The following is a 26,937-nucleotide window of genomic DNA, read 5'->3' as shown; positions in this document are numbered from 1 at the left end:
CGTTGTACAACCGGAATACATGTTCTGCATCTACTCAGGTATGGACCTGAAGCCTCGGTAGTGTAAATTCGCTTACGTCACAGAAAACACTTCTGTCACGCTCGCACCACTACTTGTACATGGTCGAGTTGCGGTAAAGGCCGCGCCGTCTACAGATGAGGAAACAACCCTTTATGACTGCTCAGTCGATTCAGGGAAGCAATTCCCCGCGTTCCAGCTCCAGGGGAATGCCCCGCAAACTGAGTGTTGCGGTAACCACCGCGGCGATCCCTGCCGTGATGATGTCAGCACTCGCGCTTGCCGAACCGGCACAGGCAGCCCCCGTCGGTCCGAACGCCGCCCTCTTCCCGCAGCTTCCCCTGCAGGCGATCAAGAATCTGACTGCGGGAACCGCCGGTGTTGTTGCCCCGTCGCAGCTGGCTGCTCAGATTCCCTTCACGATTGCAGCCGAGTCCAGCGTGCCGTCGGTTCACCGCATTGAAGCGGGCGACACCGTCAGCTCCATCGCTGCCCGATACGGCCTGGCCGTGGACGAAGTGCTCCGCGTGAACAATTTGCAGAGCAGCTCGCTCATCTTCGCCGGCGAGGAACTGCGCCTGCCGACCGGCGTCTCTTCAGCTCCGGATGCAGCCCCCTCGGCGCCGTCGGGCACCTACACCGTGGAAGCCGGCGACACCCTCAGCGGGATCGCTGCCTCCCACGGCGTCAGCCTCGACAGCGTTCTGGCAGCCAATAACCTCACCCTCACCTCGATGATCCGTCCCGGCCAGGAAATTGCCCTCTCCGGCGGATCCGCCGCCGGAGAGGCCGCACCCGCGGCAGCCGCAGCGGGAAGCCACACCGTCGCGGCCGGTGACACGCTGACCGGGATCGCCGCGCGCCACAACGTCAGCCTTTCGGCTCTCATGTCCGCCAACGGCATGGACGACAGCTCGGTCCTGTACCCCGGAGACACCGTGGCACTTCCCGGCGCCGGCGTGACCACGCTCGGCGCAGCGCCGGCGGAGGCCGCTCCGGCCGACCTGGTTCCCAATACGTTCCTCCACTACACGTATCCGGACCACGTGGTCGCAGACGCAAATGCCAACAAGCATGCGCTGAACGCCGCCTCAGTACCGAGCCGCGCGGACATGCAGCAGATCGTGGCCCAGACGGCGGCTCAGATGGGTGTTGATCCGGCACTGGCCATGGCCTTCTCCTTCCAGGAGTCCGGCTTCGACCAGAGTGCCGTCTCCCCCGCCAACGCCATCGGTGCCATGCAGGTCATCCCGAGCTCCGGCGACTGGGCCTCAGACCTGGTGGGCCGCCAGCTGAACCTGCTGGACCCCTACGACAATGCCACTGCCGGGGTTGCGATCATCAGCTCGCTCATCCGCACCAGCGACAGCCTCGAAACGGCAGTCGCCTCCTACTACCAGGGCCAGTACTCGGTAACGACCCAGGGCATGTTTGAGGACACGCGCGGCTACGTGGCCTCCGTCCTGGCGCACCGGCAGTCCTTCTCCTAGCAGGACCGCACCGCATGGGCGCGGGGAGGGCAGGGCCCGGATCGGGTGTCGATCCGGGCCCTGCCCTTTTGCGCACGTAGGATCGTAGAGTGCATGAATCCGTGAATGACCCCCTCGTTGGCACCGTAGTGGATGACCGCTACCGAGTGCTCTCCCGTATTGCCCGCGGAGGAATGTCCACCGTCTATCTGGCCACTGACCTGCGGCTGGACCGTGATGTGGCCCTGAAGGTGCTGTATCCGCACCTGGCTGCGGACCGCGGCTTCCTTGACCGGTTCGAACGCGAGGCAAAGTCCGCCGCCCGGCTCTCCCACCCGCACGTCGTCGGCGTCCTGGACCAGGGCTTCGCCGACAACCTCGCCTATTTGGTGATGGAGTATGTTCCCGGCAAGACGCTGCGCGAGCTCCTGGAAGCCCGCACCCGCCTGACACCGCGGCTGGCCCTGGCCCTGCTGGATGCGGTTGTGGACGGCCTGGCTGAAGCCCACGATGCCGGAATGATCCACCGCGACGTGAAGCCCGAGAATGTGCTGCTCGCAGACAACGGCAGCATCAAGATTGCCGACTTCGGCCTGGCCCGCGCTGTCTCCACCAGCACCAACACCGGAACCCTGGTGGGAACCGTCGCCTATCTGGCACCGGAGCTGGTCACCGGCACCGGCGCCGATGAGCGAAGCGATGTTTACTCGGCCGGCATCATGCTTTACGAAATGCTCACCGGCCGCCAGCCCTTCACCGGCACGGCACCTATCCAGATCGCTTTCCAGCATGTCCACTCCACTGTTCCCGCACCGTCGGCGGCCTGCCCCGGCCTGGCCTCCGATCTGGATGAGCTGGTCCGCTGGTGCACCGATCCCGATCCGGACAATCGTCCCGTGGACGGCAAGGCGCTTTTAGGCGAGCTCCGCCATATCCGGACCTCGCTAACCGACGAGCAGCTCGATTTCCACTGCCCCGAACCGGCCGGGCAGCAGCATCCGTCCGCTTCAGGTGCCACCGAAGCCCTCGATGCGGACGCCGCTACGGCGCTGCCGCGGCCGCCCGCCGGCGCCACCGAAGTGATCTCCCCTGCGGGGGCTGCAGCTGCAGCCGGAACCGGCGCATACCCCACGGAGGTCATTCGACGTTCCGACAACGCGACCACTGTCTTTCCGTCCGGCGGCGGGGGATCCGGGGACCGGCACTTCGGGCCCGCAGACCCCGGCGGCTATCCGGCCGGCGACCCGGATGGGGAACACCCGGGTGACGACGACGCCCACGGCGGCTCCGAGCGCCCGGAGGCCGGATCCCGCACGGATCGGCGGCAGGCGCGCCGGGAGGCCAAAGCCGTTGAGCGCCGGTCCAGCCGCGACGCGCACCGCCCCGAGGTGTCCCTGCGCCGCGGGCGGCCGCGGCGGCGCGGAGCCCTTTTGCTCGTGCTGTCCGTACTGCTCATCGCCGCTGCCATTTTCACCGGCTGGTTTTTCGGCCGCGGACCGGGCGCCGTCGTCACTGTCCCCGATGTTGCCAATGTTTCCCGGGAGGCAGCCGGAGCGCTGCTGCGCGGGGAAGGACTGCAGTACTCGACCAGCGAAATCCATGACGAAATTGTCGCCGCCGGACTCGCCGTGGGCACGGACCCCGATGCTCCGGCTGAAATCCGGCGGTTTCAGCCGGTGACGCTGCTGATCAGCAAAGGGCCCGAACTCTTTGATGTCCCCAACGTGGTGCAGCGGACTGCAGAGGCGGCGTCGGAGAACATCACGGACGCCGGGCTCAGCGTGGGCGCCGTCACCGAGGAATACAGTGAGACCGTGGACGCCGGCACGGTGATCAGCCAGTTCCCCGCCCCCGACACCCAGCTGCGGCGGGATACAGCTGTGAACATAGTCGTTTCGCTCGGGCCTGCTCCGGTGGAAGTTCCCTCCGTCGTTGGCAAGTCGGAGGACGAAGCCGTGGCGCTGCTCGAGGACGCCGGCCTCACGGCTGAGGTCCTCCCCGAGCAGGTTAACAGCCGTGATATTCCGGCCGGAGCAGTGGCCGTCCAGACGCCGGCGTCCGGCCTGGTGGAACGCGGTTCACCGGTAACACTGACCGTTTCCAAGGGCCCGGTCATGGTGCAGGTGCCCAGCGTCGTCCGCCAGTCCCCGGACGAGGCACGGTCACAGCTCGAAGGCCTTGGTTTCCAGGTCCAGATCAACGAGCTGCTGGGCGGGCTCCTCGGCATTGTGCAGTCGCAGGATCCCTCCGGCGGGTCCATGGCCCCCGAGGGATCCGTAGTCACCCTGCGGGTCGTTTAGCGCGGTGTAGTGGCTTCGTCCCGGGACCCGGGACGGAAGAGGGGACGGCCCGGGATATTTCCCGGACCGTCCCCTCAGTGCTGCGGGGCCTGCTGCCGGCTAACCCTGGCGGGAGAGCGCCCCGGCCACCAGGAACGCCATTTCCAGTGACTGCATGTGGTTCAGGCGCGGGTCGCAGACGGACTCGTAGCCCTCAACAAATGCCTCCTGGTCGATGGGATCGGCGCCGCCCAGGCACTCGGCGACGTCGTCGCCGGTCATTTCCACGTGCAGGCCGCCCGGGAAGGTGCCCAGCGAGTTATGCACTTCAAAGAAGCCGCGGACTTCGTCCATCACGTCGTCGAAGTTGCGTGTCTTGTAGCCGTTGGGAGAGGTAACCGTATTGCCGTGCATAGGGTCGGTGACCCACAGGACCTGGGCTCCGGAAGCGGTAACGCGTTCCACCAGCGGAGGCAGCTTCTCTCGGATGTTCCGGGCACCCATGCGGGTAATGAACGTCAGCCGGCCCGGTTCGCGGTCCGGATCCAGCTTGTCGATCAGGGCCAGTGCGTCCTCGGGCTTGGTGCCCGGTCCGAGCTTGACGCCAATCGGGTTGCGGACCTTGGACAGGAACTCCACGTGCGCCGAGTCGAGGTCGCGGGTCCGCTCCCCGATCCAGAGGAAGTGCGCCGAAGTGTCATACGGCTTCCCCGTGCGCGAATCGATGCGGGTCAGGGCACGCTCGTAGTCCAGCAGCAGCGCCTCATGGCTGGCGAAGAATTCCACGCGCTTGAGCGCTTCGAAATCCGCGCCGCAGGCATCCATGAAGCGCACGGCACGGTCGATTTCACGGGCCAGTGATTCGTAGCGCGAGTGGGCGGGATTGGCGGTGAATCCCTTGTTCCAGTGGTGCACCAGCCGGAGGTCGGCAAAACCGCCCTGCGTGAACGCGCGGATGAGGTTCAGCGTCGAAGCTGACGTGTGGTAGGCACGGACCATCCGTGCCGGGTTGTGCTCGCGGGACTCGGGCGTGAACTCATAGCCGTTGACCATGTCGCCGCGGTAGGCCGGCAGCGTCACACCTGCGCGGGTCTCGTCGTTTGACGAGCGCGGCTTGGCGAACTGCCCGGCCATCCGGCCCATCTTGATCACGGGCAGCGAAGCGCCGTAGGTCAGGACAACGGCCATCTGCAGGATGGTCTTCACCCGGGCACTGATCTTGTCGGCCGTTGCGGCATCGAACGTTTCCGCACAGTCTCCGCCCTGCAGCAGGAAGGCCTTGCCCTGGGCTGCGGCAGCCAGCCGGTCCCGGAGAATATCGACTTCTCCGGCAAAGACCAGCGGGGGAACCTTCGACAGTTCGGCCACTGCGGCCGGATAACCCGGATGGTCCTGCCACGACGGCTGCTGGAGTGCCGGCAGGGACCGCCAGTCATCGAGGCCGGGATACTCCGCCGCGCCCGGGCGTGGGACGGTGGAAAAATCTGACGCGTTGTCTACAGGAGTGTAAGTCACGTCTTTAAGGGTACTGTCTGCACCCCTCCGGGGCAGAAGCCGCACACCGCCCGGCGTAACCTGAGCGCCCTGGTCCGAAACACTCCCGGCAGGTGCCCGCAGGCCCCCGGCCGGTTAAGCGCTGTGGGGTTCGTTGCCCTCGGGTTCCACGCCCGCGGCGGCCGGCGGTGCGGCGGCCGGCGGAACCGGCGGAGTTTTCCGGCGGCGGCCAATGGTCGTGACGGTGCCGGGCTTTCGTACTGATTTCCGGGTGGGCGGGGCTGCGGTCTTCCCCTCCCGTGCTTCGGCAGGCACGGCCTCCGGTTCGGAAGCGGCCGAAGAGTTGGGGGTGCTCCCCGCACCTCCATCACTGGAATGCCCCGCTGCCGGGCGGGTCCGGCCACCGGGTTCCACGGCACGCGCGGCAACCGGACCGGATTCCCCCGCTGCTCCGCCGGGAGTGCCCGGATCGGGAAGGCGCACTGCCGCGCTGCGGGCCTCAGCTCCCTTGGAAACCTTGCGGGCCGCAGCCTGCTTTTCCTTCATGGTGCTCGCGTACACGTCCACGTATTCCTGGCCGGACAGGCGCATCAGCTCATACATGATTTCATCGGTTACGGAGCGCTGGATGAACCGGTCGTTCTCCATTCCGGCGTAGCGGGAAAAGTCCAGCGGCTCGCCGACAATGATCCCGATGCGGCGGATGTTGGGGATCTTCCGGCCGATCGGCTGGACCTTGTCGGTTCCAATCATCGCTACCGGAATAACCGGAACTCCTGTTTTCAGGACCAGCTTGGCAACACCGGTCTTTCCCCGGTACAGCCGACCGTCCGGGCTGCGCGTACCTTCGGGATAGATTCCCAGCAGGCCGCCGTTTTCCAGGACGTCAACTCCGGCGCTGAGGGAACTTGCCGATGCCGCGCCGCCGGAACGGTCCATCGGCAGCTGGTTGGTGAGCCGGAAGAAGGCAGCCGTGAGCTTGCCCTTGAGGCCTTTGCCGGTGAAGTACTCCGACTTTGCCAGAAAGCTCACGGGACGCGGCACCGCGAGCGGCAGGAAGATCGAGTCCGAGAAGGACAAGTGGTTGCTCACCAGCACCGCCGGACCCGTTTCGGGCACGTTGTTCATGCCTTTGACCCAGGGCCTGAAGAGCAGATTGACCACCGGCCCGATGAAAATAGTCTTCATCACCCAATAGAACACGTAGCCAGCTCTCCCGTCCGGACATAACAAATCAGGGACCCGGTTTGGATTCCCCAACTCCTACTCTATGCGCCCACCCGGCCGCGCTGAATTTTGGAGCTCATCGGCATCGCAACTTTGGGCGCTGCAGGGGTGGAAAACACGCTGGTGGATGCAACCATAGTGTTATGACTTCCCCATCGGGCGCGGCCGCCTTCACCAGTGACGGGCAAGGCGCCAACGCCGGCACCGGAGTGCTCCTGAGCCATGGCTTTACGGGTTCGCCCGTCAGCCTTGCGGCCTGGGCGCGGCATTTGTCCGATCAGGGGTACGCCGTGAGCCTTCCCTTGCTTCCGGGACACGGAACCACCTGGCAGGAACTGGCCCGCACCCCCTGGGAGCTTTGGTACGACGCCTATGACCGCGCCTATCAGCAGCTCGAGGAGCGCACCGACCGGGTCTTCGCCGCCGGACTGTCCATGGGAGGAACGCTTGCCCTGCGGCTGGCAGCCCACCGTCCCGTCGCGGGAGTAACCGTGGTGAACCCGGGGCTGACCATAAACGACCCGCGGGCGCGGTATTCCGGGCTGTTGAAATACGTCATGAAGTCCGTCCCCGCAATTGCGAACAACATCAAGCGTGAGGGCCAGGATGAAGGCGCCTATCCGCGGACTCCGGTGGGCGGAGTGCACCAGCTGATGCGGCTGTTCCGGGATACGACGGCGGCGCTGCCGCGCATCACCGCGCCTGTCCTCGCCTTCCGGTCCACGGTGGACCCGGTGGTCCCGGAGTCCAGCATGGATGTCCTGCGGCGGTACTTGGGCAGCGGGCTGGAAGTGGTTTCGCTGGAAAACAGCTACCACGTGGCCACCATGGACCATGATGCACCCTTAATTTTTGACCGTTCCCATCAGTTCATCCAAAGGATCAGCGCAGGTGCTGCAGCATGAAAGAACGCGAACCGGAACGCAACGAATCCACCGATGACGCCGTCTGGCTGGATTTGGTGTCCCGGCTGGAGAACATGCCGGCCGATGAAACCCACGGCGGCCGGGGCGCTCCGGGCCCCGGGACAGCGGAAGGCCCCCGGGGCCTTCCGGGAGAGGCAGGCACAGTAACCGGCGCGCCTGCCGCCGGAACACCGCAGCCGCCCGCGGGGACGGCAGGAAGCAGCGGCGAAACCGGCCAGCCGGATGCGGGAGCGGGCAGCTCCCCCGCCGGTTCGGGCCCCCGCTCCCCCGCCGAGCGCACCCGGGCCATTTTTGACAACCAGCCGTTTCGTCCCGTACCGCCGCGGGGGCCGCGCGACTATGACGAACCGGAAGAACTCGAGTCGGAGGGCGAATTTGTCCCGCCTGAGCCTCCGGCGTTCAGCACCGGCGAGCCACTTGTGGTCCTGGCCTGGATCGGGGCCCTGGGCGGGCCGCTCCTGCTGCTGCTGTTCGCCATGTTCTGGCGCGGCGCTCCCGTGGCGGTCATTCTGGGCGTGATTGCCCTCTTCGGGGCGTCTGCCGCGTATCTGCTCTTCCGGCTGCCGCAGCACCGCGATGACGACGGCGCCGCCGTCTAGGCCTCATCGCAGGCCTGCCGGACCCGCTTCCGCGGTGCCGGCACAGCGTACGGCGGCTGCCGGTTGGTTCCGGTGTCAGCGCCGGGCAGCTATCCGGGACAGGTCAGCGGCACCGATCATGCCGGCAGCCGGCCCGAGGGCGGCCAGTTCGAGCCGCGCCGCGGGCCGAAACCCGCGGCCGGTCAGGTTGCGGGCAAAGGACCTGCGGGCGGGTTCCAGCAGCAGGTCGCCGGCGGCGCTCAGGCCGCCGCCGACAACAAACATTCCCGGATCCAGCGCGGCAGCAAGGTTGGCCAGCCCCAGCCCAAGCCACTGCCCCACCTCTTCCAGCAGCTCCACCGACGCCTGGTCGCCTTCGAGCGCCATCCGGGTTACCACTGCCCCGGTGATTTTGCCGATGTCTCCGTCCACGGCACGCAGCAGTTCCTGCGCCACCGGAGAATTCGCGGCAGCCAGTTCCCGTGCTTCCCGGCCCAGGGCATTTCCGGAAGCATACTGCTCCCAGCATCCGCGGTTTCCGCACTCGCACCTCTGGCCGGAGGGCATGATGATCTGGTGGCCAAACTCGCCCGCTACGCCGAACCTTCCCCGCTCGAGCCGGCCGTCCATGATCATGGCACCGCCGATTCCGGTGCCCAGGGTCACGCAGACCATGCGGCTCTGTCCCAGGCCGGAGCCGAAGCGCCACTCAGCCCAGGCAGCGCCGTCGGCATCATTAACCAGATACACCCGGCGCCGCAGCAGCCGCTCGAGATTCTCGCGCAGCGGCTCGTTGCGCCAGGCCAGGTGGGGACTAAACAGCACGGTGCTGCCGGCCAGGTCCATCCAGCCGGCGGCGCCGATGCCTACGGACCAGACGTGGTGGTTGGCAGAGAGTTCACGCACCAGGTCCACGATGACGGATTCCACCTCGCGCGGATCCTGGCCGGGCGTGGAGCGGCGGGCCTCGGCAATAACCCGGCCGTCCCCGTCGACCAGCCCTGCCGCCACTTTGGTGCCGCCGATGTCAATGCCGATGGCCAGCCCGCGGCGGCGCATCCGGTTAGGCAACCGGATGGGACGGCGGGCGGGAAAGGGCTCCATGGCGCGGCGCTGCCAGAGAAGAGGGGCGGAACGGGGAACAGGCGCTGGGGTAACGGGACGCATCAACAACCAAGTGTATTCTTCGGCCGCTCCTGCCGCGAAAGCGTTATTGGTTCGAGAAGTTACTCACCGGTATTTAATGTGATCTACGCTATAGGCTGGGTGTTAATGTCTGCGCAAACGTCTGCCGGCCAGTCGGATATCAAAGGAGCTATCGTGCGTGAATACAGTGTTCCCCCTCTGGTGGAATCACCGTTGGAGTCCAACATCACCGATCTACTGCTGGAGCAGGCCGCCAAGCCCTCCAACCCGCCCCTGTTTTCGGTTCGGGGAGCGGACGGTGCCTGGGCTCCGGTTACCGCCACTGAGTTCCTGAAGGATGTCCGCGCCCTTGCCAAGGGGTTCGTCGCTTCCGGTGTCCAGCCGGGAGACCGGGTGGGCATCATGGCCCGCACCCGGTACGAGTGGACTCTGGTGGACTTTGCGCTCTGGTTTGCCGGCGCCGTCTCCGTCCCGATCTATGAAACGTCCTCGCCGTCCCAGGTCGCCTGGATCCTCAGCGACTCCGGAGCCGTCGGAGTGGTCGTCGAAGCTGCCCGCCACGAGAACGTGGTGCGCCAGGCGGCCGTCGAGGAAGACCTCGGGACGGTGAAGAACGTCTGGCAGATCGACGGCCCCGGACTCGATGAGCTCCGCACCGCCGGCGCGGCGGTTTCCGACGAGGAACTTGCCGCCCGCCGGTCCAAGGCCACGCTGGACGACACGGCCACCATTATTTACACCTCGGGGACCACCGGCCGGCCCAAGGGCTGCGAATTGACGCACGGCAACTTCGTGAACCTTTCCCGCAATGCCGCCGCGGCCCAGCCCGAGGTGTGCCGCGAGGGCGCGCAGACCATCATGTTCCTGCCCCTGGCCCATGTCTTCGCGCGGTTCATCTCGGTACTGTGCGTGGCCTCCGGCGCCACCGTGGCGCACACCGCCGACGTGAAAAACCTGCTGCCGGATCTGCAGAGCTACCGGCCCGATTTCCTGCTGGTGGTCCCCCGCGTCTTCGAGAAGGTCTACAACTCCTCCATGCTCAAGGCCGAAGACGGCGGCAAGGGCAAGATCTTCCACGCCGGCGCCAAGACTGCCATCGAATGGTCCAAGGCACAGGAAGCCGGCAAGGTCCCGCTGGGTCTCAAGGTCAAGCACGCCGTTTTCGACAGGCTTCTCTACGGGAAGATCCGGACTGCCATGGGCGGGCGGGTCAAGTATGCGATCTCGGGCGGCGCGCCGCTGGGCGACCGTCTGGGCCACTTCTTCCACGGAATCGGCGTGACGGTCCTGGAAGGCTACGGCCTGACCGAAACCACGGCTCCCGTTACCGTCAACACCCCCAAGCTGACCAAGATCGGCACCGTCGGCGCACCGCTGCCGGGCAACGCCGTGCGGATCGCCGACGACGGCGAGATCCTCACCAAGGGGGTCAGCGTCATGAAGGGGTACTACAACCGGCCGGACCTCACGGCCGACAACTTTACAGACGGCTGGTTCCACACCGGAGACATCGGCCGGCTGGATAACGACGGCTTCCTGAAAATCACCGGCCGCAAGAAGGAAATCATTGTCACCGCCAGCGGGAAGAACGTAATCCCGGCGGTCCTGGAGGACAGCATCCGCGCCGATGCCATCGTGTCCCAGTGTGTGGTGGTGGGCGACCAGCGGCCGTTCATCTCGGCCCTGATCACTTTGGACGAGGAGGCCCTGCCCGGCTGGCTGGAGCGCCACAAGCTGCCGGCCGGCACAACGGTGGCCGAAGCCGGGCAGACGGAACAGCTGCAGCAGGAACTCCAGGCCCTGGTGGACTCGGCCAACAAGACCGTGTCCCAGGCCGAAGCCATTAAGGTCTTCCGCGTCGTCCCCTCGGATTTCACTGAGGCCAGCGGTCACCTGACGCCTTCGCTGAAGATCAAGCGGGCGCAGGTGTTGAAGGACTTTTCCGCCGTGGTGGAGGACATCTACAGCGGCCAGAAGGTCTAACAGCCGGCACAGGCCACAGCAGAAGGGCGGGTCCGGAATTCCGGGCCCGCCCTTCTGCTGTGTTGGCGGCTACGCTGCGGTGCCTGCCGCGCCCGTCCGCAGCGACAGCAGCGCGTTCTCCACAACTTCCGTCAGGGCCGGATGAATCCAGTACTGGCCGGACGCCATGGTTGCGGCGTCCAGCCCGAAGGACATGGCCTGGATCAGGGGCTGAATCAGCATGGACGCCTCATGGCCCATGATGTGCGCCCCAAGCAGCCTGCCGCTTTCCTTCTCAGCGAGCAGCTTCACGAAGCCCGTGGTGTCTTCCATCGCCCAGCCGTAGGCGGTGGATCCGTATTCCTGGACTGCCAGGGCCAGTTCCACGCCCCGGGATTCGGTGTCCCGGCGGGCCTCTTCCTCGGTCATGCCCACGGATGCTATCTGCGGGCTGCTGAAGACCGCCGAGGGCACAAACCTGTGGTCGCTCGCGCGAAGGCTGCCGGGATGCACCAGGTTATGCGAAACGGTCCGCGCCTCATGGTTGGCCACGTGCTTCAGCTGGAAGTCGCTGCTGACGTCTCCAAGCCCCCAGACGCCGTCGACCGGTCGGCCGTCCTTCAAGACACGCTGGAAGTCATCAACGGCCAGCCGGCCGTCCGGACGCAGGTCAAACCCTGCCGCGTCGACGCCGAGCCGGTCGGTGTTGGGGACGCGGCCGGTTGCCACCAGCACCAGGTCCACGTCGATCCCGGTTTCTCCCCCGGGCCCATGCAGCTGCGCCCGCACTGACCCGTCGGGATTCTCGGTCAGGGACGAGACCCGGGTGTCCAGCTGCACGTCCCACTGCCGCGAGGCAGCTTCGGTGAAGCGTTCCGAGACGGTGGCGTCCATCGCGCGCAGCAGCGGCCCCGAGCGCGCCGCCATGGTGACCTTGGCGCCGAACGCAGAAAAGACGAAACCGAATTCAGCTGCGATGTACCCGCCGCCGATAATGAGGATTCGTTCGGGGAGGTCGGGAATCCGCATTACGGTGTCCGAGGTGTGCACCTGCGGCAGGTCCATGCCCGGGATGTCCGGCAGCACCGGCCGGGAGCCGGCGGCCACCACGATCTGGTCGGCCGTAATCCGCTGCCCGTCCTCCGTTTCGAGGGCGTGTTCGCTGACGAACCGCACGTGCTGCTCATAGAGCGTGACGTTCTCCAGCTCCTCGGCCCGGTAGCGGCGCCCGCCCTCCGAGATGGAGTCGATGCGGGTGAAGATCCGGTCGCGGATTTCCCGCCAGTGCACCTTCTCGAGGGTCTGGTCCACGCCCAGCCGCGCCGCGTCCGTGCCCGCTGCCGCGAGCTGGGCCGGATAGACAAACATTTTTGTGGGAATGCAGCCCACGTTCAGGCACGTCCCCCCGAAGGTGCCCCCGTCAATGACGGCGATCTTTTTGCCGTCCCAGTCGGGGGTGATCAGGGAATTGCCTGAGCCGGAGCCGATGATGGCCAAATCAAAATGAGTCACGGTTCCAGTCTAGAGCCGCCGAAGGTCCCGGGATCCTTCCAGATCCCGGGACCTTCAATTACCGGCACGCTGTCCGGGGACAGCCGGTACTCCGGCTAGCTGTCCTTGGGGTCGATAACCACCAGCAGGTCCCCGCCCTGCACCTGCTCGACGGCGGAAATCGCCACCCGCGAGACGGTGCCTGCCACCGGGGCCGTGATGGAGGCTTCCATCTTCATGGCTTCGATGGTGGCGACGGTTTCTCCGGCAGCCACTTCCTCGCCGTCCTTGACGGTGAGGGTCACGGCGCCGGCGAAGGGTGCCGCCACGTGCCCGGGGTTTCCGGGGTCGGCCTGCTCGGCTACCTTGACCTGGGACTGCACGCTGCGGTCGCGGACCATGACCGGACGCATCTGGCCGTTGAGGGTCGTCATGACCTGCCGCATGCCCTTTTCATCAGGTTCGCCCACTGCTTCGAGCGTGGCGATCAGGCGGACGCCCTTTTCGAGTTCCACCACGTGCTCGCGCCCGCGCTGCAGCCCGTAGAGGTAGTCACGGGTGTCCAGGACGGACACGTCGCCGTAGGTTTCACGGACGGTGGCGAACTCCTTTGCCGGGCCGGGGAACAGAAGGCGGTTCAGTGTTTCCCGCCGGGTGGCCGAGTCGCCGGCCAGGCCGGCGCGGTCCACCTCGGTGAGTTCGGCGTCGCGCACCTTGACCGTGCGGCCCTGCAGCGCCTTGGTCCGGAAGGGCTCGGGCCAGCCGCCGGGCGGGTTGCCCAGTTCGCCGCTGAGGAACCCGATGACGGAATCCGGAATGTCATAGTTCTGCGGGTTTTCCTCGAAGTCGTCCGGGGAGACATTGCTGCCCACCAGCTGCAGGGCGAGGTCACCGACAACCTTGGACGACGGCGTGACCTTCACCAGGCGGCCCAGGATGCGGTCCGCGGCGGTGTACATGTCTTCGATGGCCTCGAAGCGCTCCCCCAGGCCCAGCGCAATGGCCTGCTGGCGGAGATTCGAGAGCTGGCCGCCGGGAATCTCGTGCTGGTACACGCGGCCGGTGGGCCCGGCCAGGCCGGACTCGAACGGAGCGTAGACCCGGCGCACTGCTTCCCAGTAGGGCTCCATGGCGCTGACCGCACCCAGGTTGAGTCCCGTGTCGCGGTCGGTGTGCGCCAGCGAGGCCACGAGGGAGGAAGCGGAAGGCTGGCTGGTGGTTCCGGCCAGTGAAGCGCTGGCGACGTCGACGGCGTCCACTCCCGCCTCAGCCGCAGCGAGCAGCGTGGCGAGCTGGCCGCCGGCGGTGTCGTGGGTGTGCAGGTGTACGGGAAGGTCGAAGCGTTCCCGCAGGGCGGCCACCAGCTTGGCTGCGGCAGCGGGCCGCAGCAGCCCGGCCATGTCCTTGATCGCAAGGATGTGCGCCCCGGCGTCCACCATTTTCTGGGCGAGGTCCAGGTAATAGTCCAGCGTGTAGAGCGTTTCGTCCGGATTCATCATGTCCGCCGTGTAGCACAGGGCCACTTCGGCGACGGCGGTTCCGGTGGCGCGCACCGCCCGGATGGCCGGTTCCATCTGGTCAACGTCGTTCAGCGCATCAAAGATGCGGAAAATGTCGACGCCGGCATCGGCAGCTTCCTGGACAAAGGCTTCGGCAACCTCCGTGGGGTACGGCGTGTAGCCCACGGTGTTGCGGCCGCGCAGGAGCATCTGGATGCAGACGTTTGGCAGCGCCTTGCGCAGGGATACCAGCCGCTCCCAGGGGTCCTCTCCGAGGAAGCGCAGGGCGACGTCGTAGGTTGCACCGCCCCAGGCTTCCACCGAGAGCAGTTCAGGCGTCAGGGCCGCAACCGCGGGTGCAGCCAGCAGCAGGTCCCGGGTACGCACCCGGGTGGCCAGCAGGGACTGGTGCGCGTCGCGGAAGGTGGTGTCCGTGACTGCCAGAGCCTGCTGTTCCCGGAGCTCGCGGGCAAACCGCTCCGGACCCAGTTCCTGCAGCCGCTGGCGCGATCCCGGCCGCACTTCGGGCAGGTCGCCCGGGAGCTTGTCGGCGGGGTTGACGTGTACCGGCAGCTCACCGTGCGGCTTGTTGACGGTGGTGTCGGCCAGCCAGTTCAGCAGCCGGGAACCGCGGTCCGCGGAACCGCGGGCGCTGAGCAGCTCGGGGCGCTCCTCGATGAAGGAGGTTGCGACGTCACCGGCAATGAAGTCCGGGTCGTCCAGGACAGCCTGCAGGAAGGAGATGTTGGAGGAGACACCGCGGATGCGGAACTCTGCCAGGGCACGGCGTGCGCGGTTGACGGCGGCGGGATACGTGCGGCCGCGGCAGGTCAGCTTCACCAGCATGGAGTCGAAGTGCGGGCTGATGTCGGCACCGGCGTAAACCGTGCCGCCGTCGAGCCGGACACCGGCGCCGCCGGCGGAGCGATAGCCGCTGATCTTGCCGACGTCGGGGCGGAAGCCGTTGGCGGGATCCTCGGTGGTGATGCGGCACTGCAGCGCCGCGCCGCGCACCTGCAGTTCGTCCTGCCGGAGACCCAGATCCTCCAGGCTTTCACCGGCGGCGATCCTCAGCTGGGACTGCACCAGGTCCACGTCGGTGATTTCCTCGGTGACCGTGTGCTCCACCTGGATTCGCGGGTTCATTTCAATGAAGACGTGCTGGCCGGCTCGTTCGCCGACCGTGTCCACCAGGAACTCCACGGTGCCGGCGTTCTCATACTTCAGCGCCTTAGCGAACTTGACCGCGTCACGGTAAAGGGCCTGCCGGATGCCTTCATCCAGGTTCGGGGCCGGGGCAATCTCGATGACCTTCTGGTGGCGGCGCTGCAGCGAGCAGTCCCGCTCAAAGAGGTGGATGACGTTGCCTTCGCCGTCGGCGAGGATCTGGACCTCGATGTGGCGGGGCCGGAGTACGGCCTGTTCGAGGAACACGGTGGAATCACCGAAGGCGGTGTCGGCTTCACGCATGGCGGCGTTCAGCGCATCCGGAAGGTCCTTGGCCGTGTCAACGCGGCGCATGCCGCGGCCACCGCCGCCGGCCACCGCCTTCACGAAGATGGGGAAGCCGATGTCCTCGGCTTCGGCGAGGAGCTTTTCGGGGTCCGAACTCGGCTGGGTGGAACGCAGGACCGGAATCCCGGCTTCACGCGCAGCATTCAGCGCATGGACCTTGTGCCCGGCGAGCTCCAGGATATCGGCGGCGGGGCCCACGAACGTGATGCCGGCTTCCCTCGCGGCCCTGGCCAGCTGGGGGTTTTCGGAGAGGAACCCATACCCCGGGTAGATGGCGTCGCAGCCGGATTCCTTGGCGACGCGGATGATCTCCTCCACGTCCAGGTATGCCCGGACCGGATGTCCTTCCTCGCCAATCAGGTAGGCCTCGTCAGCCTTCTGCCGGTGGATGGAGTTGCGGTCCTCATACGGGAAGACGGCAACGGTCTTCACACCCAGTTCGTAGGCGGCCCTGAAGGCACGGATCGCGATTTCTCCGCGGTTGGCTACCAATATCTTCGAGAACATTGCTCTCCTGCATCGTTGCGGGCTGAGGGACAATCCGGATAACGCTGCCCCTCATCGGATTTTACCCAGAGTATTTGACCGCGACCTATCCGCGGGTGTCGGACGTCACGCTCCCTATAGTCGCCCTTCCACGCCACCCCTGCAAAACCGGCGCTGCAGGAGTTACCACCGGGCGTCACATAGAATGAAGCTGCAGCCTCACAAGGGCCCCGCTCGTGATCCCTAGACACGTTAGGTTTTGGTTCAACAAGTGCAAGTAGTGAGCATCAGCAGTCTTAAGGGCGGCGTGGGCAAGACTTCCGTGACGCTTGGACTGGCATCGGCTGCACTGGCAGCAGGAATTCCCACCCTCGTAGTGGATCTGGATCCGCACGCGGACGCCACCACGGGCCTGGGCGTTACCGCTGCCGATAAGCCGGGCATCGGCGAGATGCTCAAGAATTCCCGCCGCGCGCAATTGGCCGAAAACGTGGTCTCCAGCGGCTGGGTTGCCAATGACCGCCGCACCCGGACTCCCGACCCCAAGCGCCAGCCCGTTCTCGACGTCGCCATGGGCTCCGCGTTTTCGGGGATCTATGACCGCCCCGATCTCGGCAAACGGGACCTCAAGCGGCTCTCCGCCCTGCTTAGCCGGGTCAGCGGCTACGGGCTGGTCCTGATCGACTGCCCGCCGTCACTCAACGGCCTCACCCGCATCGCCTGGACCGCAAGCAACCGGGTTGTGCTCGTTGCCGAGCCCGGACTCTTTTCGGTGGCCGGCACCGAGCGGACCATGCGTGCCCTGGAACTGTTCCGCAAGGAATTTGCGCCGAACCTCGCTCCGGCGGGGATCATCGCCAACCGGGTCCGTTCCGGTTCCAATGAACACACCTTCCGGCTCGCTGAGATGAAGCAGATGTTTGGAGACCTGCTCCTGAGTCCCACTATTGCGGAGCAGGCCAACTGGCAGCAGATCCAGGGCGCGGCCCACTCAGTGCATCACTGGCCAGGTGAATCCGCCAAGCAGGCAGCATCAACGTTTGACGCGCTGCTGAAGAACCTGGTGGAAACGGGCAGCGTCCGCAACCGAGTCATCCGCCGGGCCGGGTAATCCGCCGGGCACCACCAGACTACTGAGGCACTGCTGCGGCATAAAAACTGCTGCGCTGTAAAACGCTTCACTACAAAAGACAGACAAAAAACTGCAGGCAACGGGATTCCGCTGCCTGCAGTCTGAGTATGGGGACCGGCTCAATGCACGCCGGCTGATTTTTGTGCCGGCTGATTTGCGCTAGCTGATTTTGCGTTAAAGCTAGCTGATTTTGCGGGCGATCCGCCGCTGGCTCAATTCATCTCCGGGAAACGTATGCTCCCCCACCCGCTCGCTGGGGAGCTGGGCGAGGCTGCCTTCCACCTCGCGCCAGACCCTTCCGACGGCGATGCCGAAAACGCCCTGTCCGCCCTGGACCAGGTCGATAACTTCATCTGCCGAGGTGCACTCGTACACGCTGGCGCCGTCGCTCATCAGGGTAATCTGGGCCAGATCTTCGACGCCCCGCTCACGCAGGTGCTCAACAGCGGTGCGGATCTGCTGCAGCGACACGCCTGTGTCCAGCAGCCGCTTTACGACTTTGAGGACCAGGATGTCGCGGAAACTGTAAAGTCTTTGGGTTCCCGAACCGGAGGCTCCTCGCACTGCCGGCTCCACCAGGCCGGTGCGGGCCCAGTAATCGAGCTGGCGGTAGGTGATTCCCGCCGCCTTGCAGGCTGTTGGACCGCGGTAGCCGGCGTCCTCGTCGAGAACGGGCAGATCCTCAGTAAACAGCAAGCCCTGGGCTCCGGGAACCTTACCCGGCGCAGCGGCGTGGGTATGCTCGCCGGCATCGCCTTTCGGACTCACTTGTGCCTCCTAGTAGCGGTTCCCTGGGGGGGGTGGCGCGGGATGAAGGGGTCAGGATCGACTCCCTTCAGTGTGCCCCGCGGAACCTCTTAGGGGAAGGACTCTTCGAAAGAGCAAACCCTAAGAGGAATAGCGGAGAACCGCGCAGTGGGAACTCTATGCTTCGACGTTAGATCTGACCCGGTCCAAGGTCAAAGACGCAGGCCCTTTTTCTCCAGGCGTGTCGAATCAGCGCTCAAAGTCCTCGGGCTCCACGTCGGCCAGGAACTCACGGAACTGGCGCAGCTCACGCTCCGCATTCTCCTGGTCCTCCTCGTCCTCGTCACCCTCATCGGCTTCAGCTATCCGCACACCGGCTTCATCAAGGACTGCTTCAGCGCACAGGATAGGGCAGGGCGCCCTCAGTGCCACCGCTATGGCGTCCGAAGCCCGGGAACTCACTGTGACTCCGTTGTCGAAAACGAGCTCGGCATAGAAGACCGTGTCCTCGACCGAGACCAGGCGTACCTCGCTGACGCTGCGCCCGAGAGCCGTTACCACAGAGGCGAGCAGGTCGTGGGTCATGGGCCGGGGCGGAACGATCCCCTGTTGGACAAAGGCAATGGCGCTGGCTTCGGGCGCACCAATCCAGATGGGCAGATGACGTTCGCCGTTGGTCTCCTTGAGCAGGACCAGCGGCTGGTTGGACGGCAGCTCGATGCGGACACCGACCACTTCAACTTCGCGCATGCTCCTCAGCCTTCCATTCGTGCGATATGCCCGTTGACGAGGGCACTGTGCAGGTTCAGGCAGAGATCACTGATCTCCCGTGCTGTCTCGGCCGCACGCGCCTTGGATGCGACGTCCCGCCGTGAGGCCAGGGGTGCCACGACGCTCTCCACCAGGCCCAGTTCGCGGTCGGCTGCGGCGCGGAACGGCCGCAGGTGCCGCGGTTCGATCCCGTGGGCCTGAAGTTTGGCACAGGCCTTGGCAACCTTGAGCGCATGCTCATCAAAAACACCGTGCTCCGCCCCGTGGTCAGCGGAAGCGATAAGGCCGTAACCTGCCAGGTTCCGCACCAGGTCAGCGGAGGCACCGGATTCCCGGACCAATTCGTTGAAGGTCAGGGTGCGGGCGTAAGTGCGGGCGGAGAGTTCCCCCGCCAGCTGCTCGGACACGGCTCGGGGCGTCAGTGACATTCCGCCCGGCAGGGACTCGGGACGCTCCCCGCGGTCAATGGCGTCCAGATAGTCCTTAATGATCTTCAGCGGGAGATACTGGTCCCGCTGAAGCGCCAGCACGAAGCGGAGGCGCTCGACGTCGGCCGATGAGTACTTTCGGTAGCCTGCCGCCGTCCGCTGCGGGGTGACCAGGCCCTTTTCCTCCAGGAAACGGATCTTGGAGGCACTGATACCGGGAAAATCAGCGCTGAGTTCGCCGAGCACCTCCCCGATATTGAGCACACGGCCGCGCAGGCGCTCGTTCCCCGTTCCCAGGGTCCGCCTGACGGGCTGTGATGCTGCCATACCTAATACCTATTCCCTCAGTAGTCCCGTGGACGCCGGCAGGATCATCCTGCACCGGCTGCTTGCTGCGTCGGCTTCCCTACGCGCGGGCGGCTGTCGGCCGGGCGGCGTAGAAGGTCAGCCGGAACTTTCCGATCTGGACCTCGTTGCCAGTCCGGAGCAGCAAAGTGTCCACGCGGTCATTGTTCACGTAGGTGCCGTTCAGGCTCATGGAATCAACAACGCGGAAGCCCTCGGCGGTGCGCCGGAACTCCACGTGCTTGCGGGAGACCGTCACGTCATCCAGGAACACATCAGCGTTCGGATGACGGCCTGCTGTGGTCACATCCTGGTCCAGCAGGAACCGGGCACCGCTGTTCGGCCCGGAATGGGCGATCAGCAGGGCCGACCCGGCGGGCAGCGCCGCCACGGCGGCCCGCTCATCCGCGCTGAGCTTGGGCTCCACCGACGTTGCTTCGCTCTGAGGCGGCAGACTGATCGATGTGGTGTCCTCCACGCCCAGCTCGCGCCGTTGCCCGGCCTGTGCGGCGTTGTAGTCCTCGCGCGCCATGGTGTTACATCCTCCCCAAAAGATGCGGCCAACCACTCGTGATTCTGGCTGGCCGCACAATTCCTGCTGACAAATCTTGCCTACCGGCTGTCCTAGCCTACCTGTTGGCGGGCCTTCCCGGCACTGAGCGTACTACGGGGCTTTGACGGTTCGGCGCCGGAAACACCTGCACAGCGAACCGTGACAGCGCGGGCAGCTGCGGCGAAGCACCCGGAACAGTGCCGGGGCGGCAGGGAGCCACCGGGTGAGTGTTACGCGCCGGGGCGGGCAGGGGGCGCCCGCAGCGCTCCGACAACAGGCGCTCCGACAACAGACGCTCCGACAACAGACGCCCGGCGGCCAAAGGCCGCCGGGCGTCCCGGCACGGATAAACTACCGGGCTAGTCGTTAACGAGTGCCTTCAGATCCAGGCCTGCAACCGGCATGGTCTCCTGATACCTGGAGGTGTCGGCATGGACGAGGGGGTTGTCCCCGTACCAGGTCATGCCGTACGTCATGTCCTTGGGCTCCCACACCAGCGGCTCGTGGTCCGGGTCGAAGAACGGGTAGCCGCCCGAGTAGAGCTCAATGCGGTAGCCCGAGCCCGGGTCGCGGACGTAGAGGTACATGGCCTGGCCGACGCCGTGCTTGCCCGGTCCCGCGTCAATCTGGATGCCCAGGTCCCGCAGCTGGTCTACTGCCGTCAGGGCGTCGTGCATATTCTCGAGTGCGAAGGCGACATGGTGGAACTGGGCATCCTGACCGGTCATGGAAGAGCCGATCGCGATGTCATGCAGCTTGGAATTCACTGACAGCCACGAGACATAGGGGACGTCCGGATTTTCCGGCAGCACCATTGCCTCACGCCTCTTCATCCCCAGCGATTCGCGGAGCCATCCTTCCGCCTGCGCCATGTTTTGAGTGCTGGTCTGGATATTAAGGTGGTCGATCCGCTGGACGCCGAGGCCCCGCCGGATCGAGCTGTTCCCGAAAAGCTTTGAGCGCATCCCCTCGGGAGCCAGGGGGCGGTCAATGCCGTAGTAGAGCTCCAGCGGGTGCCCGCCGCCCGGCAGAAGAAGCCGGACAGCCTCACCGCGGCCCAGTTCCGTGCCGGCGCCCACGTGACGCACCTCGATGCCCTCTTCGACAAACTGGTCATGGAACAGTTCAACGTCCTGGGGACGGCTGACCCGCAGGCTCATGGTGTTGATCCGGGCCTCGTCCTGCTGCGTCAGGACCAGGGAGTGGTGGATCCGCTCCTGGTACCCGCGCAGATAGGCAACGCCGTCTTCCTGCGCAGTGACCTCCATGCCAAAGATGTCACGGAAGAACCAGAGCGACTTCTGCAAATCAGGCGTGCCGATGTTGATGCCGCCTGCGTGGGCAATGGTGGGACCGGGGTCGTAGATCGGGCGGGGTGCCATGCGTATTCTCCTTCTTGTCTTGTGGTTCCGGGCTTGTTTTGTGGTTCCGGGCCGGCTCTTGTGGTTCATGGCCGGCGAGGAATCAGGCGGCTGGTGAGCGGTAGTGTGCGTTGGCCGCTTCCACAACGGGGCGGCGCGGGTGGGCGGACCGTTTCTCGGCGTCGTTGCCGAACCCGTCCGGGTACCAGCTCGGGCCGTCGCCAAGGTGGTCCAGCACCTCGCGGGCGACGGAAGCGGGGTCGGAGGCGCGCACACCGGGGGCGTCGAACTGAAAGCCCAGGCGTTCCATCGCCGGGGTGCGGGTCAGCCCCAGGCACAGCTCCAGGACGTCAACGTTGTACGGGCGCATCTCCACCCACAGAGCCTCGGCAAAGTTGTGCACAAAGGCCTTCGCGGCGGAGTAGAAGCCGATTCCCGCGCTGCCGGCGAAGCCGCTCAGCGAACCCGTGAGCATGATGCCCCCGCGCCCCCGTTCCTGCATCGGCAGGCCAAACCGGCGGACAAGGGCGGCAGTGACGGTGATGTTCAGGTCAATAACCATCTGGGCGCGGTCGGCGTCGGACGTCACAATCTCGCCGCCGTAGGTGTTGGCACCGGCATTGGATACCAGCAGGCCCACCTCGCGGTTCCCGAGGCGCTCGGCGATCGAATCAACGGCGCCGGCGGCAAGCAGGTCCTGCTCGATGGCGAGCACTTCGACGTCGTGCGCAGCGCGGACTGAGGCAGCTACCTCTGCGAGGGGCCCGGGTTTGCGCGCCACCAGGGCAACGTTGAGACCGCGCCCGGCCAGCTCATGCGCCAGTGCGGCGCCCACGCCCTCGGAACCGCCGGCAATCAGTGCCCAGGGTCCGTACTTCTCGAATCCGCTCATTACGTTCCTTTCGTCCCGGTCAAGCGCTTGTTTGCATCTTGATCCACCGGTGGTATTAGATACGGTAAAGGGAATTCGAAGGGGAATATCTGATGAGTCCACTGACCGAGATCGCCGCGCTCCAGGAGCGCATCCAACGTCTGGAAGACCACCGCGAGATACTCGGCGTGCTCGCCGCTTACGGACCTGCCGTCGACAGCGGCAGCGCCGACGCCGTAGCCGGCCTGTGGACCGAGGACGGCAGCTACACCTACAGCCTCGGTGACAGCGCGGCAACGCTGACCGGAGCAGAGGACTTCCGCGGCATGGTGAACGGGCCGTCGCACCAAAAGATCATCACGGAGGGCTCCAGCCATTTCCTGGGGATTCCGGATATCCGCATTGCCGGCGACACCGCCGTCGCCACCGGATACTCCATGCTGGTGCGGCACCGGGACGGAACTGAACCGGGCTATTACGTGGACCGGCTCTCCGCAAACCGCTGGGAACTGGCCCGCACCGGATCGGGCTGGAAGGTCACCGCGCGCACCAACTCGCTGCTGGACGGACGCTCCGCTTCCCGGCTAATGCTCGCCAACGCAGGGAGTGCGGCACTGTGACCGAAAACCGCGACTGCGCCGAGACCGACGTCTGTCCCTCGACCGACCCGCTGTTCCGCGAGTTCAGCGTCAGGTCACTGCACCTGCGCAACCGGATCGTCATGTCACCGATGACCCGCACCCACTCCCCCGGCGGCGTCCCGGGTGACAAGGTGGCCCGGTACTACCGGCGCCGGGCCGAAGGCGGCACGGGACTGATCATCACCGAGGGCGTTGCCATCGACCACCCGGCCTCGGTTGACCATGCCCGCGTGCCCAACATGTTCGCGTCGACGGCGCTGGACGGCTGGCGCTCCGTCGTCGACGGCGTACATGAGGCCGGCGGACGCATCATCCCGCAGCTCTGGCATGTGGGACCCCTGTGGGGGGCGATGGGCGGAAGCCCGGCAATTACCCCCATGCGGCCTTCCGGCCTGTGGGGCACGCCCGGGATCACGACCTACTCCGATGAGTATGTGAAGGCGTCCGAACCGGTGACCCGCGCCATGACCACCGCCGACATCAAAAGCGTCATCAGCGCCTTTCGCGCCGCCGCCCGCAGCGCTGTCAACGCGGGCTTTGACGGCATCGCCCTCCACGGCGGACACGGCTACCTCCTGGACGCCTTCCTGTGGGCCGACACGAACCGGCGGACCGACGAGTGGGGCGGAGACGCCGAACGCCGCGCCGCTTTCCCCGCTGCAGTTGTCCGGGCCATCCGGGAGGAGATCGGCGAGGATCTGCCCATCTTCTTCCGTTTCTCCCAGCACAAGCAGCAGGACTTCGGCGCGCGGCTGGCCGACACCCCGGAAGAGCTCCGCGCCCTGCTCCGCCCGCTCGTTGCAGCCGGCGTCGACGTCCTTGACGCCAGTGCCCGCCGCTTCCAGGCTCCCGCGTTCGAGGGCAGCGACCTGAGCCTGGCAGGATGGGCCAAGCAGCTGACCGGCGCGCCCGCCATGGCCGTAGGCAGCGTCGGCATCGGTTCGGCCATCAAGGACCGGCGCAGCAGCGGCAACCCGGTCCTGGACAACCGCGAGGAGCTTCTGCGCCGCCTGGACACCGAGGAGTTCGACCTGATCGCCATTGGGCGGCTGCACCTGGCCGATCCTGACCTGGTGCAGACCCTGCGCGCCGGACGGCCGCTGCCGCACTACGACTATGTGCTGCACGAGTCGGACCTGGTGTAGCGGGGGCTGGGCCGGGCTGTGGCACCGAACCGGGTTCCGGCAGCACGTCGAGGACGTAATCCATCCGGTCGGCCCCGCCGACGCTAATGCCGCCGCACATGTGCCCTCCCGGTTCAGCGGGGAACTTGTTCGCTGAACCTTGAGGGCCGGTGTCCGTCCTCGATCCCGGGGGTCGCCCGAATTCCATGCTTCCTCCTAGTCCGTGATCAGCGGCCCAGGTCGACACGCAGGATCCGGTCGTCGTCGGGCCCCGGGCCGCCCCGGCCGTCCGTATTGTTGGTCAGCGCCCACAGGGAACCGTCGGGGGCACTGACAACGTCGCGCAGCCGCCCGTGTTCGCCCGTCAGGTACTCGGTGGAGGTCCTGGGATCAGCCAGCGGCACCTCGCGCAGCACCTCCCCGCGCAGGTTGGCGATGAAGACGGATTCCCCCGACACCGCAATGCCGCTGGGGCTGGCATCGGCCGGTTCCCACTGCTGTACGGGATCAATGAATCCGTCCCGGCCGGCTATGCCCTCCACCTCGGGCCAGCCGTAGTTGCCGCCGGCTGTGATCACGTTGAGTTCATCCCAGGTGTTCTGTCCGAATTCGCTGGAGTACAGGGTTCCCTCCGCGTCCCAGGCAATACCCTGCGGGTTGCGGTGTCCGTAGCTGTAAACGAGGGAACCGGGCAGGGGGTTGTCCTCCGGTACGGCGCCGTCAGCGGTCATCCGCAGGATCTTTCCGGACAGCGAGGTGGTGTCCTGGGCGCTGCCGCGGTTTCCGGCGTCTCCGGCGGTGGCATAGAGCAACCCGTCCGGACCGAACGCGATGCGCCCGCCGTTGTGGATGGGCCCGGCCGCTATCCCATCCAGGATGACCTCGGGGGGACCCAAGCCCAGGGACCCCGTGCTCCCCGTCAATTCCCGGCGCTCAATGCGGTTCTCTTCCCCGGCGGTGGCGTAGCTGTAGAGGAACCCGTCCTGCACGGCGATGCCCAGCAGGCCGCCCTCTCCCCCGCCTGCGGTACCGCCGATGCTGCCGACCTCACGGGAGCTTCCTGCAGTGTCCAGTTCAAGGATCCGGGCGGAGTCACGCTCACTGACCAGCGGGGTACCGCCATGGAAGGCGACCGACCACGGGGCGTCCAGACCGGTGGTAATGGTTTCTGTGGACGCGGCTCCGGCGGTTGTGCTGCTCTCCCCGGCGGGCGCAGAACTGCAGGCCGTCACCATCGTGAGCGCTAAGGCAGCGGCGGCAGCTCCGCGCGCGCCCCGGCGTCGTCGTTTCATGGCGGGTCCGCGTTTCATGCGACGGCTTTCGGAGGAGGAGGGTGGCGTTTCCTAGGGTAAGCGGGCGCCGGGGCTGAGGCGAGCCCTGCCGCCCACCGGGCGGAGGCGGGGCGGCAGCCAAAACACTGCCCGCGGGGATGGAACGGGTTATGCTCGGCGGCATACCCATCCTGCCCGCCGAGACCAGGAGCTTTAATGATCGAGGTCCTCCCTGCCACAGCTCAGCGCTTCCAGGATGTCTCCTCCATCCTCTCCCCCGGGATCTATGTCGAGGGTGAACCCGGCGGCCTGACGCGGTGGCTCATGCGCAGGGACCTGGCAGCCTAGATGAGCCGGCTCTCCCGCCCCGGACTGTGGTACCTCTTCGACTACGGCATGGTGATCTCCACGGAGCCCGAACCGGCCGATTGGAAGGCACTGCACCGGGCGACGGGCTTGGACCTCGAGCCGGCCGGAAGTCCTTATTGGGCCCGCCGCGAAGATTTCGACGCCGGGGCGGATTCCCCGGAGCAGTACTGGACCGGGGTCCTCGGTTGGGCACCCGGGCCCGAACAGCTCCGGAAGCTGGAAGACCTCGACGCGGCCGCGTGGTCCCACCTCAATCCGAAGACCCTGTCGGTCCTGGAGACCCTCCAAAAGGAGGGGGCCTCCCTGGCGCTGCTCTCGAACATGCCGGCGGAGATGTCGCGCCGCTACACCGCCGAGTCCGAGTGGCCCCGGTACTTTTCCCGGCTGTACTTCAGCGGACAGCTGGGGCTGATGAAACCCGATCCGCAGATCTTTGACCATGTGGCCGCTGGCCTGAAAGCGCGGCCCGAGGACGTTGTCTTCATTGATGACAACGCCCTGAACATTGCCGCTGCCGAAAAGCTGGGGTTTCAAACGGTCCTGCACACCGGCACGATTGATTTGCGGGCGGAACTGGCCCGCCGTGCCCGGTAACAACTCACCGGGCACGGCAGAAAAGGAGAACCTCATGGAAATCCTGTTCATCCACGGGGCCGGCGGCTGGACGGATGACCGGCAGATGGCCGCCGAACTGCGGAAGGTGCCGGGTGCGGAGGTGCTGGCGCCCCGTTTCCCCGATGAGGACATGTCAGCCGCAGCCTGGCGCCGGGAGCTGGACGGACATCTCCGGACCCTCGGCCCGGAACCGGTGATCGTCGGCCATTCCTTCGGCGCCTCCATGGCCCTGCTCCACTGTGCCGACCAGGCCTCGAAGCACCGGCCCCGGGGCCTGGTCCTGCTGGCGATGCCGTTCTGGGGTTCCGAGGGCTGGCAGGCGGAATACTCCCTGCCCCTCGATGCCGAGCTGCCGGCGGATCTGCCGCTGATGCTCCACCACTGTGCAGACGACGACGTCGTGCCGGTTAACCATGTGGACCGCCACGCGGCCCGGCTGCCCACTGCCGTCGTCCGCCGGTATGCGACGGGCGGCCACCAGTTTCAGGGGCGGATGGCGGCTGTAGCCGGGGAGGTGGCGGCGCTGGAGCACTGAGGCGGGCAGGGCTCAGCCCTGAAGCAGGAAGGCTCCGCCCGCTGCGTGCTGTACTCTCACGAGCGTTGCCGCCGGTGTGTCGGA

22 protein-coding genes and 1 pseudogene are annotated in these 26,937 nt (G+C 66.2%); 11 read left to right on the top strand and 12 right to left on the bottom strand.

The genetic code is table 11. The features are described 5' to 3' along the window. Positions 1–227: 227 nt before the first annotated feature. Both WKB88_RS00350 and WKB88_RS00345 read left to right on the top strand, forming a co-directional pair. On the top strand, positions 228–1,508 hold the full coding sequence (locus WKB88_RS00350; RefSeq protein ID WP_341392557.1) for a LysM peptidoglycan-binding domain-containing protein: 1,281 nt from the start codon (positions 228–230) through the stop codon (positions 1,506–1,508). A gap of 89 nt (positions 1,509–1,597) precedes the next feature. Beyond that, positions 1,598–3,787 carry a Stk1 family PASTA domain-containing Ser/Thr kinase gene (locus tag WKB88_RS00345; protein ID WP_341392556.1) on the top strand — a complete coding sequence of 730 codons (2,190 nt, stop codon included), beginning with the start codon at positions 1,598–1,600 and terminating at the stop codon, positions 3,785–3,787. A gap of 99 nt (positions 3,788–3,886) precedes the next feature. Here the strand turns inward: WKB88_RS00345 and WKB88_RS00340 are convergent, their stop codons facing one another. Together WKB88_RS00340 and WKB88_RS00335 are read right to left on the bottom strand one after the other, a co-directional pair. Beyond that, entirely contained in the window at positions 3,887–5,281 is a 1,395-nt protein-coding gene (locus WKB88_RS00340) for a class II 3-deoxy-7-phosphoheptulonate synthase (protein WP_341392555.1), read from the bottom strand. A 507-nt stretch (positions 5,282–5,788) separates the two neighbouring features. After that, positions 5,789–6,463 (bottom strand): annotated as a pseudogene (locus WKB88_RS00335) (lysophospholipid acyltransferase family protein); the annotation flags it as partial. Between the two features lie 167 nt (positions 6,464–6,630). Between WKB88_RS00335 and WKB88_RS00330 the strand changes: the two are divergent. Together WKB88_RS00330 and WKB88_RS00325 are read left to right on the top strand one after the other, a co-directional pair. Further along, the gene (locus WKB88_RS00330; protein ID WP_341392554.1) at positions 6,631–7,392 is read left to right on the top strand and encodes an alpha/beta hydrolase; all 762 of its coding nucleotides are present in this window, start codon (positions 6,631–6,633) and stop codon (positions 7,390–7,392) included. After that, positions 7,389–8,012 (top strand): hypothetical protein, encoded by a 624-nt coding sequence (locus WKB88_RS00325; protein ID WP_341392553.1) that lies wholly within the window; start codon positions 7,389–7,391, stop codon positions 8,010–8,012. Before WKB88_RS00330 ends, WKB88_RS00325 begins: the two co-directional genes overlap by 4 nt. Positions 8,013–8,087: 75 nt before the next feature. Here the strand turns inward: WKB88_RS00325 and WKB88_RS00320 are convergent, their stop codons facing one another. Then, a complete protein-coding gene (locus tag WKB88_RS00320; protein ID WP_341392552.1) occupies positions 8,088–9,095 on the bottom strand; it encodes an ROK family glucokinase in 1,008 nt (335 codons plus the stop codon). Positions 9,096–9,311: 216 nt separating this feature from the next. Here WKB88_RS00320 and WKB88_RS00315 point away from each other — a divergent pair, with 216 nt between their 5' ends. Then, complete coding sequence (locus tag WKB88_RS00315; RefSeq protein WP_341392551.1) at positions 9,312–11,120, top strand: AMP-dependent synthetase/ligase; 1,809 nt, start codon at positions 9,312–9,314, stop codon at positions 11,118–11,120. Between the two features lie 69 nt (positions 11,121–11,189). Here the strand turns inward: WKB88_RS00315 and WKB88_RS00310 are convergent, their stop codons facing one another. Then, complete coding sequence (locus WKB88_RS00310; RefSeq protein WP_341392550.1) at positions 11,190–12,611, bottom strand: mycothione reductase; 1,422 nt, start codon at positions 12,609–12,611, stop codon at positions 11,190–11,192. 95 nt (positions 12,612–12,706) lie between these two features. Then, positions 12,707–16,111, bottom strand: coding sequence for a pyruvate carboxylase (locus WKB88_RS00305; RefSeq protein WP_341392549.1), 3,405 nt, complete (start codon positions 16,109–16,111; stop codon positions 12,707–12,709). 250 nt (positions 16,112–16,361) lie between these two features. On the opposite strand from WKB88_RS00305, the gene WKB88_RS00300 reads away from it, so the two are divergent. Further along, positions 16,362–17,201, top strand: coding sequence for a ParA family protein (locus WKB88_RS00300; protein ID WP_341392548.1), 840 nt, complete (start codon positions 16,362–16,364; stop codon positions 17,199–17,201). Positions 17,202–17,402: 201 nt separating this feature from the next. On the opposite strand, the gene WKB88_RS00295 is transcribed toward WKB88_RS00300, so the two are convergent. From WKB88_RS00295 to WKB88_RS00270, 6 genes are all read right to left on the bottom strand, one after another. Beyond that, complete coding sequence (locus tag WKB88_RS00295; protein ID WP_341392547.1) at positions 17,403–17,990, bottom strand: MerR family transcriptional regulator; 588 nt, start codon at positions 17,988–17,990, stop codon at positions 17,403–17,405. 228 nt (positions 17,991–18,218) lie between these two features. Next, the gene (locus WKB88_RS00290; RefSeq protein WP_341392546.1) at positions 18,219–18,719 is read right to left on the bottom strand and encodes a bifunctional nuclease family protein; all 501 of its coding nucleotides are present in this window, start codon (positions 18,717–18,719) and stop codon (positions 18,219–18,221) included. Between the two features lie 5 nt (positions 18,720–18,724). Continuing rightward, the gene (gene ftsR, locus WKB88_RS00285; protein WP_341392545.1) at positions 18,725–19,495 is read right to left on the bottom strand and encodes a transcriptional regulator FtsR; all 771 of its coding nucleotides are present in this window, start codon (positions 19,493–19,495) and stop codon (positions 18,725–18,727) included. A gap of 79 nt (positions 19,496–19,574) precedes the next feature. Further along, the gene (locus WKB88_RS00280) at positions 19,575–20,045 is read right to left on the bottom strand and encodes an FHA domain-containing protein (protein ID WP_341392544.1); all 471 of its coding nucleotides are present in this window, start codon (positions 20,043–20,045) and stop codon (positions 19,575–19,577) included. Positions 20,046–20,425: 380 nt separating this feature from the next. Beyond that, complete coding sequence (locus WKB88_RS00275; RefSeq protein ID WP_341392543.1) at positions 20,426–21,448, bottom strand: VOC family protein; 1,023 nt, start codon at positions 21,446–21,448, stop codon at positions 20,426–20,428. Between the two features lie 82 nt (positions 21,449–21,530). Then, on the bottom strand, positions 21,531–22,319 hold the full coding sequence (locus tag WKB88_RS00270; protein WP_341392542.1) for an SDR family NAD(P)-dependent oxidoreductase: 789 nt from the start codon (positions 22,317–22,319) through the stop codon (positions 21,531–21,533). A 92-nt stretch (positions 22,320–22,411) separates the two neighbouring features. On the opposite strand from WKB88_RS00270, the gene WKB88_RS00265 reads away from it, so the two are divergent. Next, positions 22,412–22,918, top strand: coding sequence for a nuclear transport factor 2 family protein (locus WKB88_RS00265; RefSeq protein WP_341392541.1), 507 nt, complete (start codon positions 22,412–22,414; stop codon positions 22,916–22,918). Continuing rightward, positions 22,915–24,084, top strand: coding sequence for an oxidoreductase (locus tag WKB88_RS00260; RefSeq protein WP_341392540.1), 1,170 nt, complete (start codon positions 22,915–22,917; stop codon positions 24,082–24,084). Before WKB88_RS00265 ends, WKB88_RS00260 begins: the two co-directional genes overlap by 4 nt. A 206-nt stretch (positions 24,085–24,290) precedes the next feature. Here WKB88_RS00260 and WKB88_RS00255 read toward each other — a convergent pair whose 3' ends face one another. Next, positions 24,291–25,373 carry a PQQ-dependent sugar dehydrogenase gene (locus tag WKB88_RS00255; RefSeq protein ID WP_341392539.1) on the bottom strand — a complete coding sequence of 361 codons (1,083 nt, stop codon included), beginning with the start codon at positions 25,371–25,373 and terminating at the stop codon, positions 24,291–24,293. A gap of 177 nt (positions 25,374–25,550) precedes the next feature. Between WKB88_RS00255 and WKB88_RS00250 the strand changes: the two genes are divergently transcribed. Genes WKB88_RS00250 through WKB88_RS00240 form a run of 3 tightly spaced genes read left to right on the top strand, consistent with a single transcriptional unit; the run spans position 25,551 to position 26,853 of the window. Then, the gene (locus WKB88_RS00250) at positions 25,551–25,682 is read left to right on the top strand and encodes a hypothetical protein (protein WP_341392538.1); all 132 of its coding nucleotides are present in this window, start codon (positions 25,551–25,553) and stop codon (positions 25,680–25,682) included. Then, positions 25,683–26,297, top strand: a complete 615-nt coding sequence (locus WKB88_RS00245) for an HAD family hydrolase (RefSeq protein ID WP_341392537.1) — start codon at positions 25,683–25,685, stop codon at positions 26,295–26,297. 34 nt (positions 26,298–26,331) lie between these two features. Continuing rightward, positions 26,332–26,853: an alpha/beta fold hydrolase gene (locus WKB88_RS00240; protein WP_341392536.1), complete on the top strand. Its 522-nt coding sequence runs from the start codon at positions 26,332–26,334 to the stop codon at positions 26,851–26,853. The last annotated feature ends 84 nt before the right edge of the window (positions 26,854–26,937 follow it).

It is taken from the genome of Arthrobacter sp. G119Y2 (assembly GCF_038069765.1).
In the GTDB taxonomy this organism is placed as follows: Bacteria; Actinomycetota; Actinomycetes; order Actinomycetales; family Micrococcaceae; genus Arthrobacter_B.
Note: the sequence above shows the minus strand (reverse complement) of the source record. Positions and strands in the feature narration are given on the sequence as shown.

Excerpts from the sequence above, each read along its gene's own strand:
- WKB88_RS00320 (WP_341392552.1), bottom strand. The coding sequence starts at position 9,095 with ATGGAGCCCTTTCCCGCCCGCCGTCCCATCCGGTTGCCTAACCGGATG.
- ftsR (WP_341392545.1), bottom strand. The coding sequence starts at position 19,495 with ATGGCAGCATCACAGCCCGTCAGGCGGACCCTGGGAACGGGGAACGAG.
- WKB88_RS00270 (WP_341392542.1), bottom strand. The coding sequence starts at position 22,319 with ATGAGCGGATTCGAGAAGTACGGACCCTGGGCACTGATTGCCGGCGGT.
- WKB88_RS00245 (WP_341392537.1), top strand. The coding sequence starts at position 25,683 with ATGAGCCGGCTCTCCCGCCCCGGACTGTGGTACCTCTTCGACTACGGC.
- WKB88_RS00250 (WP_341392538.1), top strand. The coding sequence starts at position 25,551 with ATGATCGAGGTCCTCCCTGCCACAGCTCAGCGCTTCCAGGATGTCTCC.
- WKB88_RS00255 (WP_341392539.1), bottom strand. The coding sequence starts at position 25,373 with ATGAAACGCGGACCCGCCATGAAACGACGACGCCGGGGCGCGCGCGGA.
- WKB88_RS00305 (WP_341392549.1), bottom strand. The coding sequence starts at position 16,111 with ATGTTCTCGAAGATATTGGTAGCCAACCGCGGAGAAATCGCGATCCGT.
- WKB88_RS00325 (WP_341392553.1), top strand. The coding sequence starts at position 7,389 with ATGAAAGAACGCGAACCGGAACGCAACGAATCCACCGATGACGCCGTC.
- WKB88_RS00290 (WP_341392546.1), bottom strand. The coding sequence starts at position 18,719 with ATGCGCGAAGTTGAAGTGGTCGGTGTCCGCATCGAGCTGCCGTCCAAC.
- WKB88_RS00280 (WP_341392544.1), bottom strand. The coding sequence starts at position 20,045 with ATGGCGCGCGAGGACTACAACGCCGCACAGGCCGGGCAACGGCGCGAG.
- WKB88_RS00275 (WP_341392543.1), bottom strand. The coding sequence starts at position 21,448 with ATGGCACCCCGCCCGATCTACGACCCCGGTCCCACCATTGCCCACGCA.
- WKB88_RS00240 (WP_341392536.1), top strand. The coding sequence starts at position 26,332 with ATGGAAATCCTGTTCATCCACGGGGCCGGCGGCTGGACGGATGACCGG.
- WKB88_RS00330 (WP_341392554.1), top strand. The coding sequence starts at position 6,631 with ATGACTTCCCCATCGGGCGCGGCCGCCTTCACCAGTGACGGGCAAGGC.
- WKB88_RS00265 (WP_341392541.1), top strand. The coding sequence starts at position 22,412 with ATGAGTCCACTGACCGAGATCGCCGCGCTCCAGGAGCGCATCCAACGT.
- WKB88_RS00350 (WP_341392557.1), top strand. The coding sequence starts at position 228 with ATGCCCCGCAAACTGAGTGTTGCGGTAACCACCGCGGCGATCCCTGCC.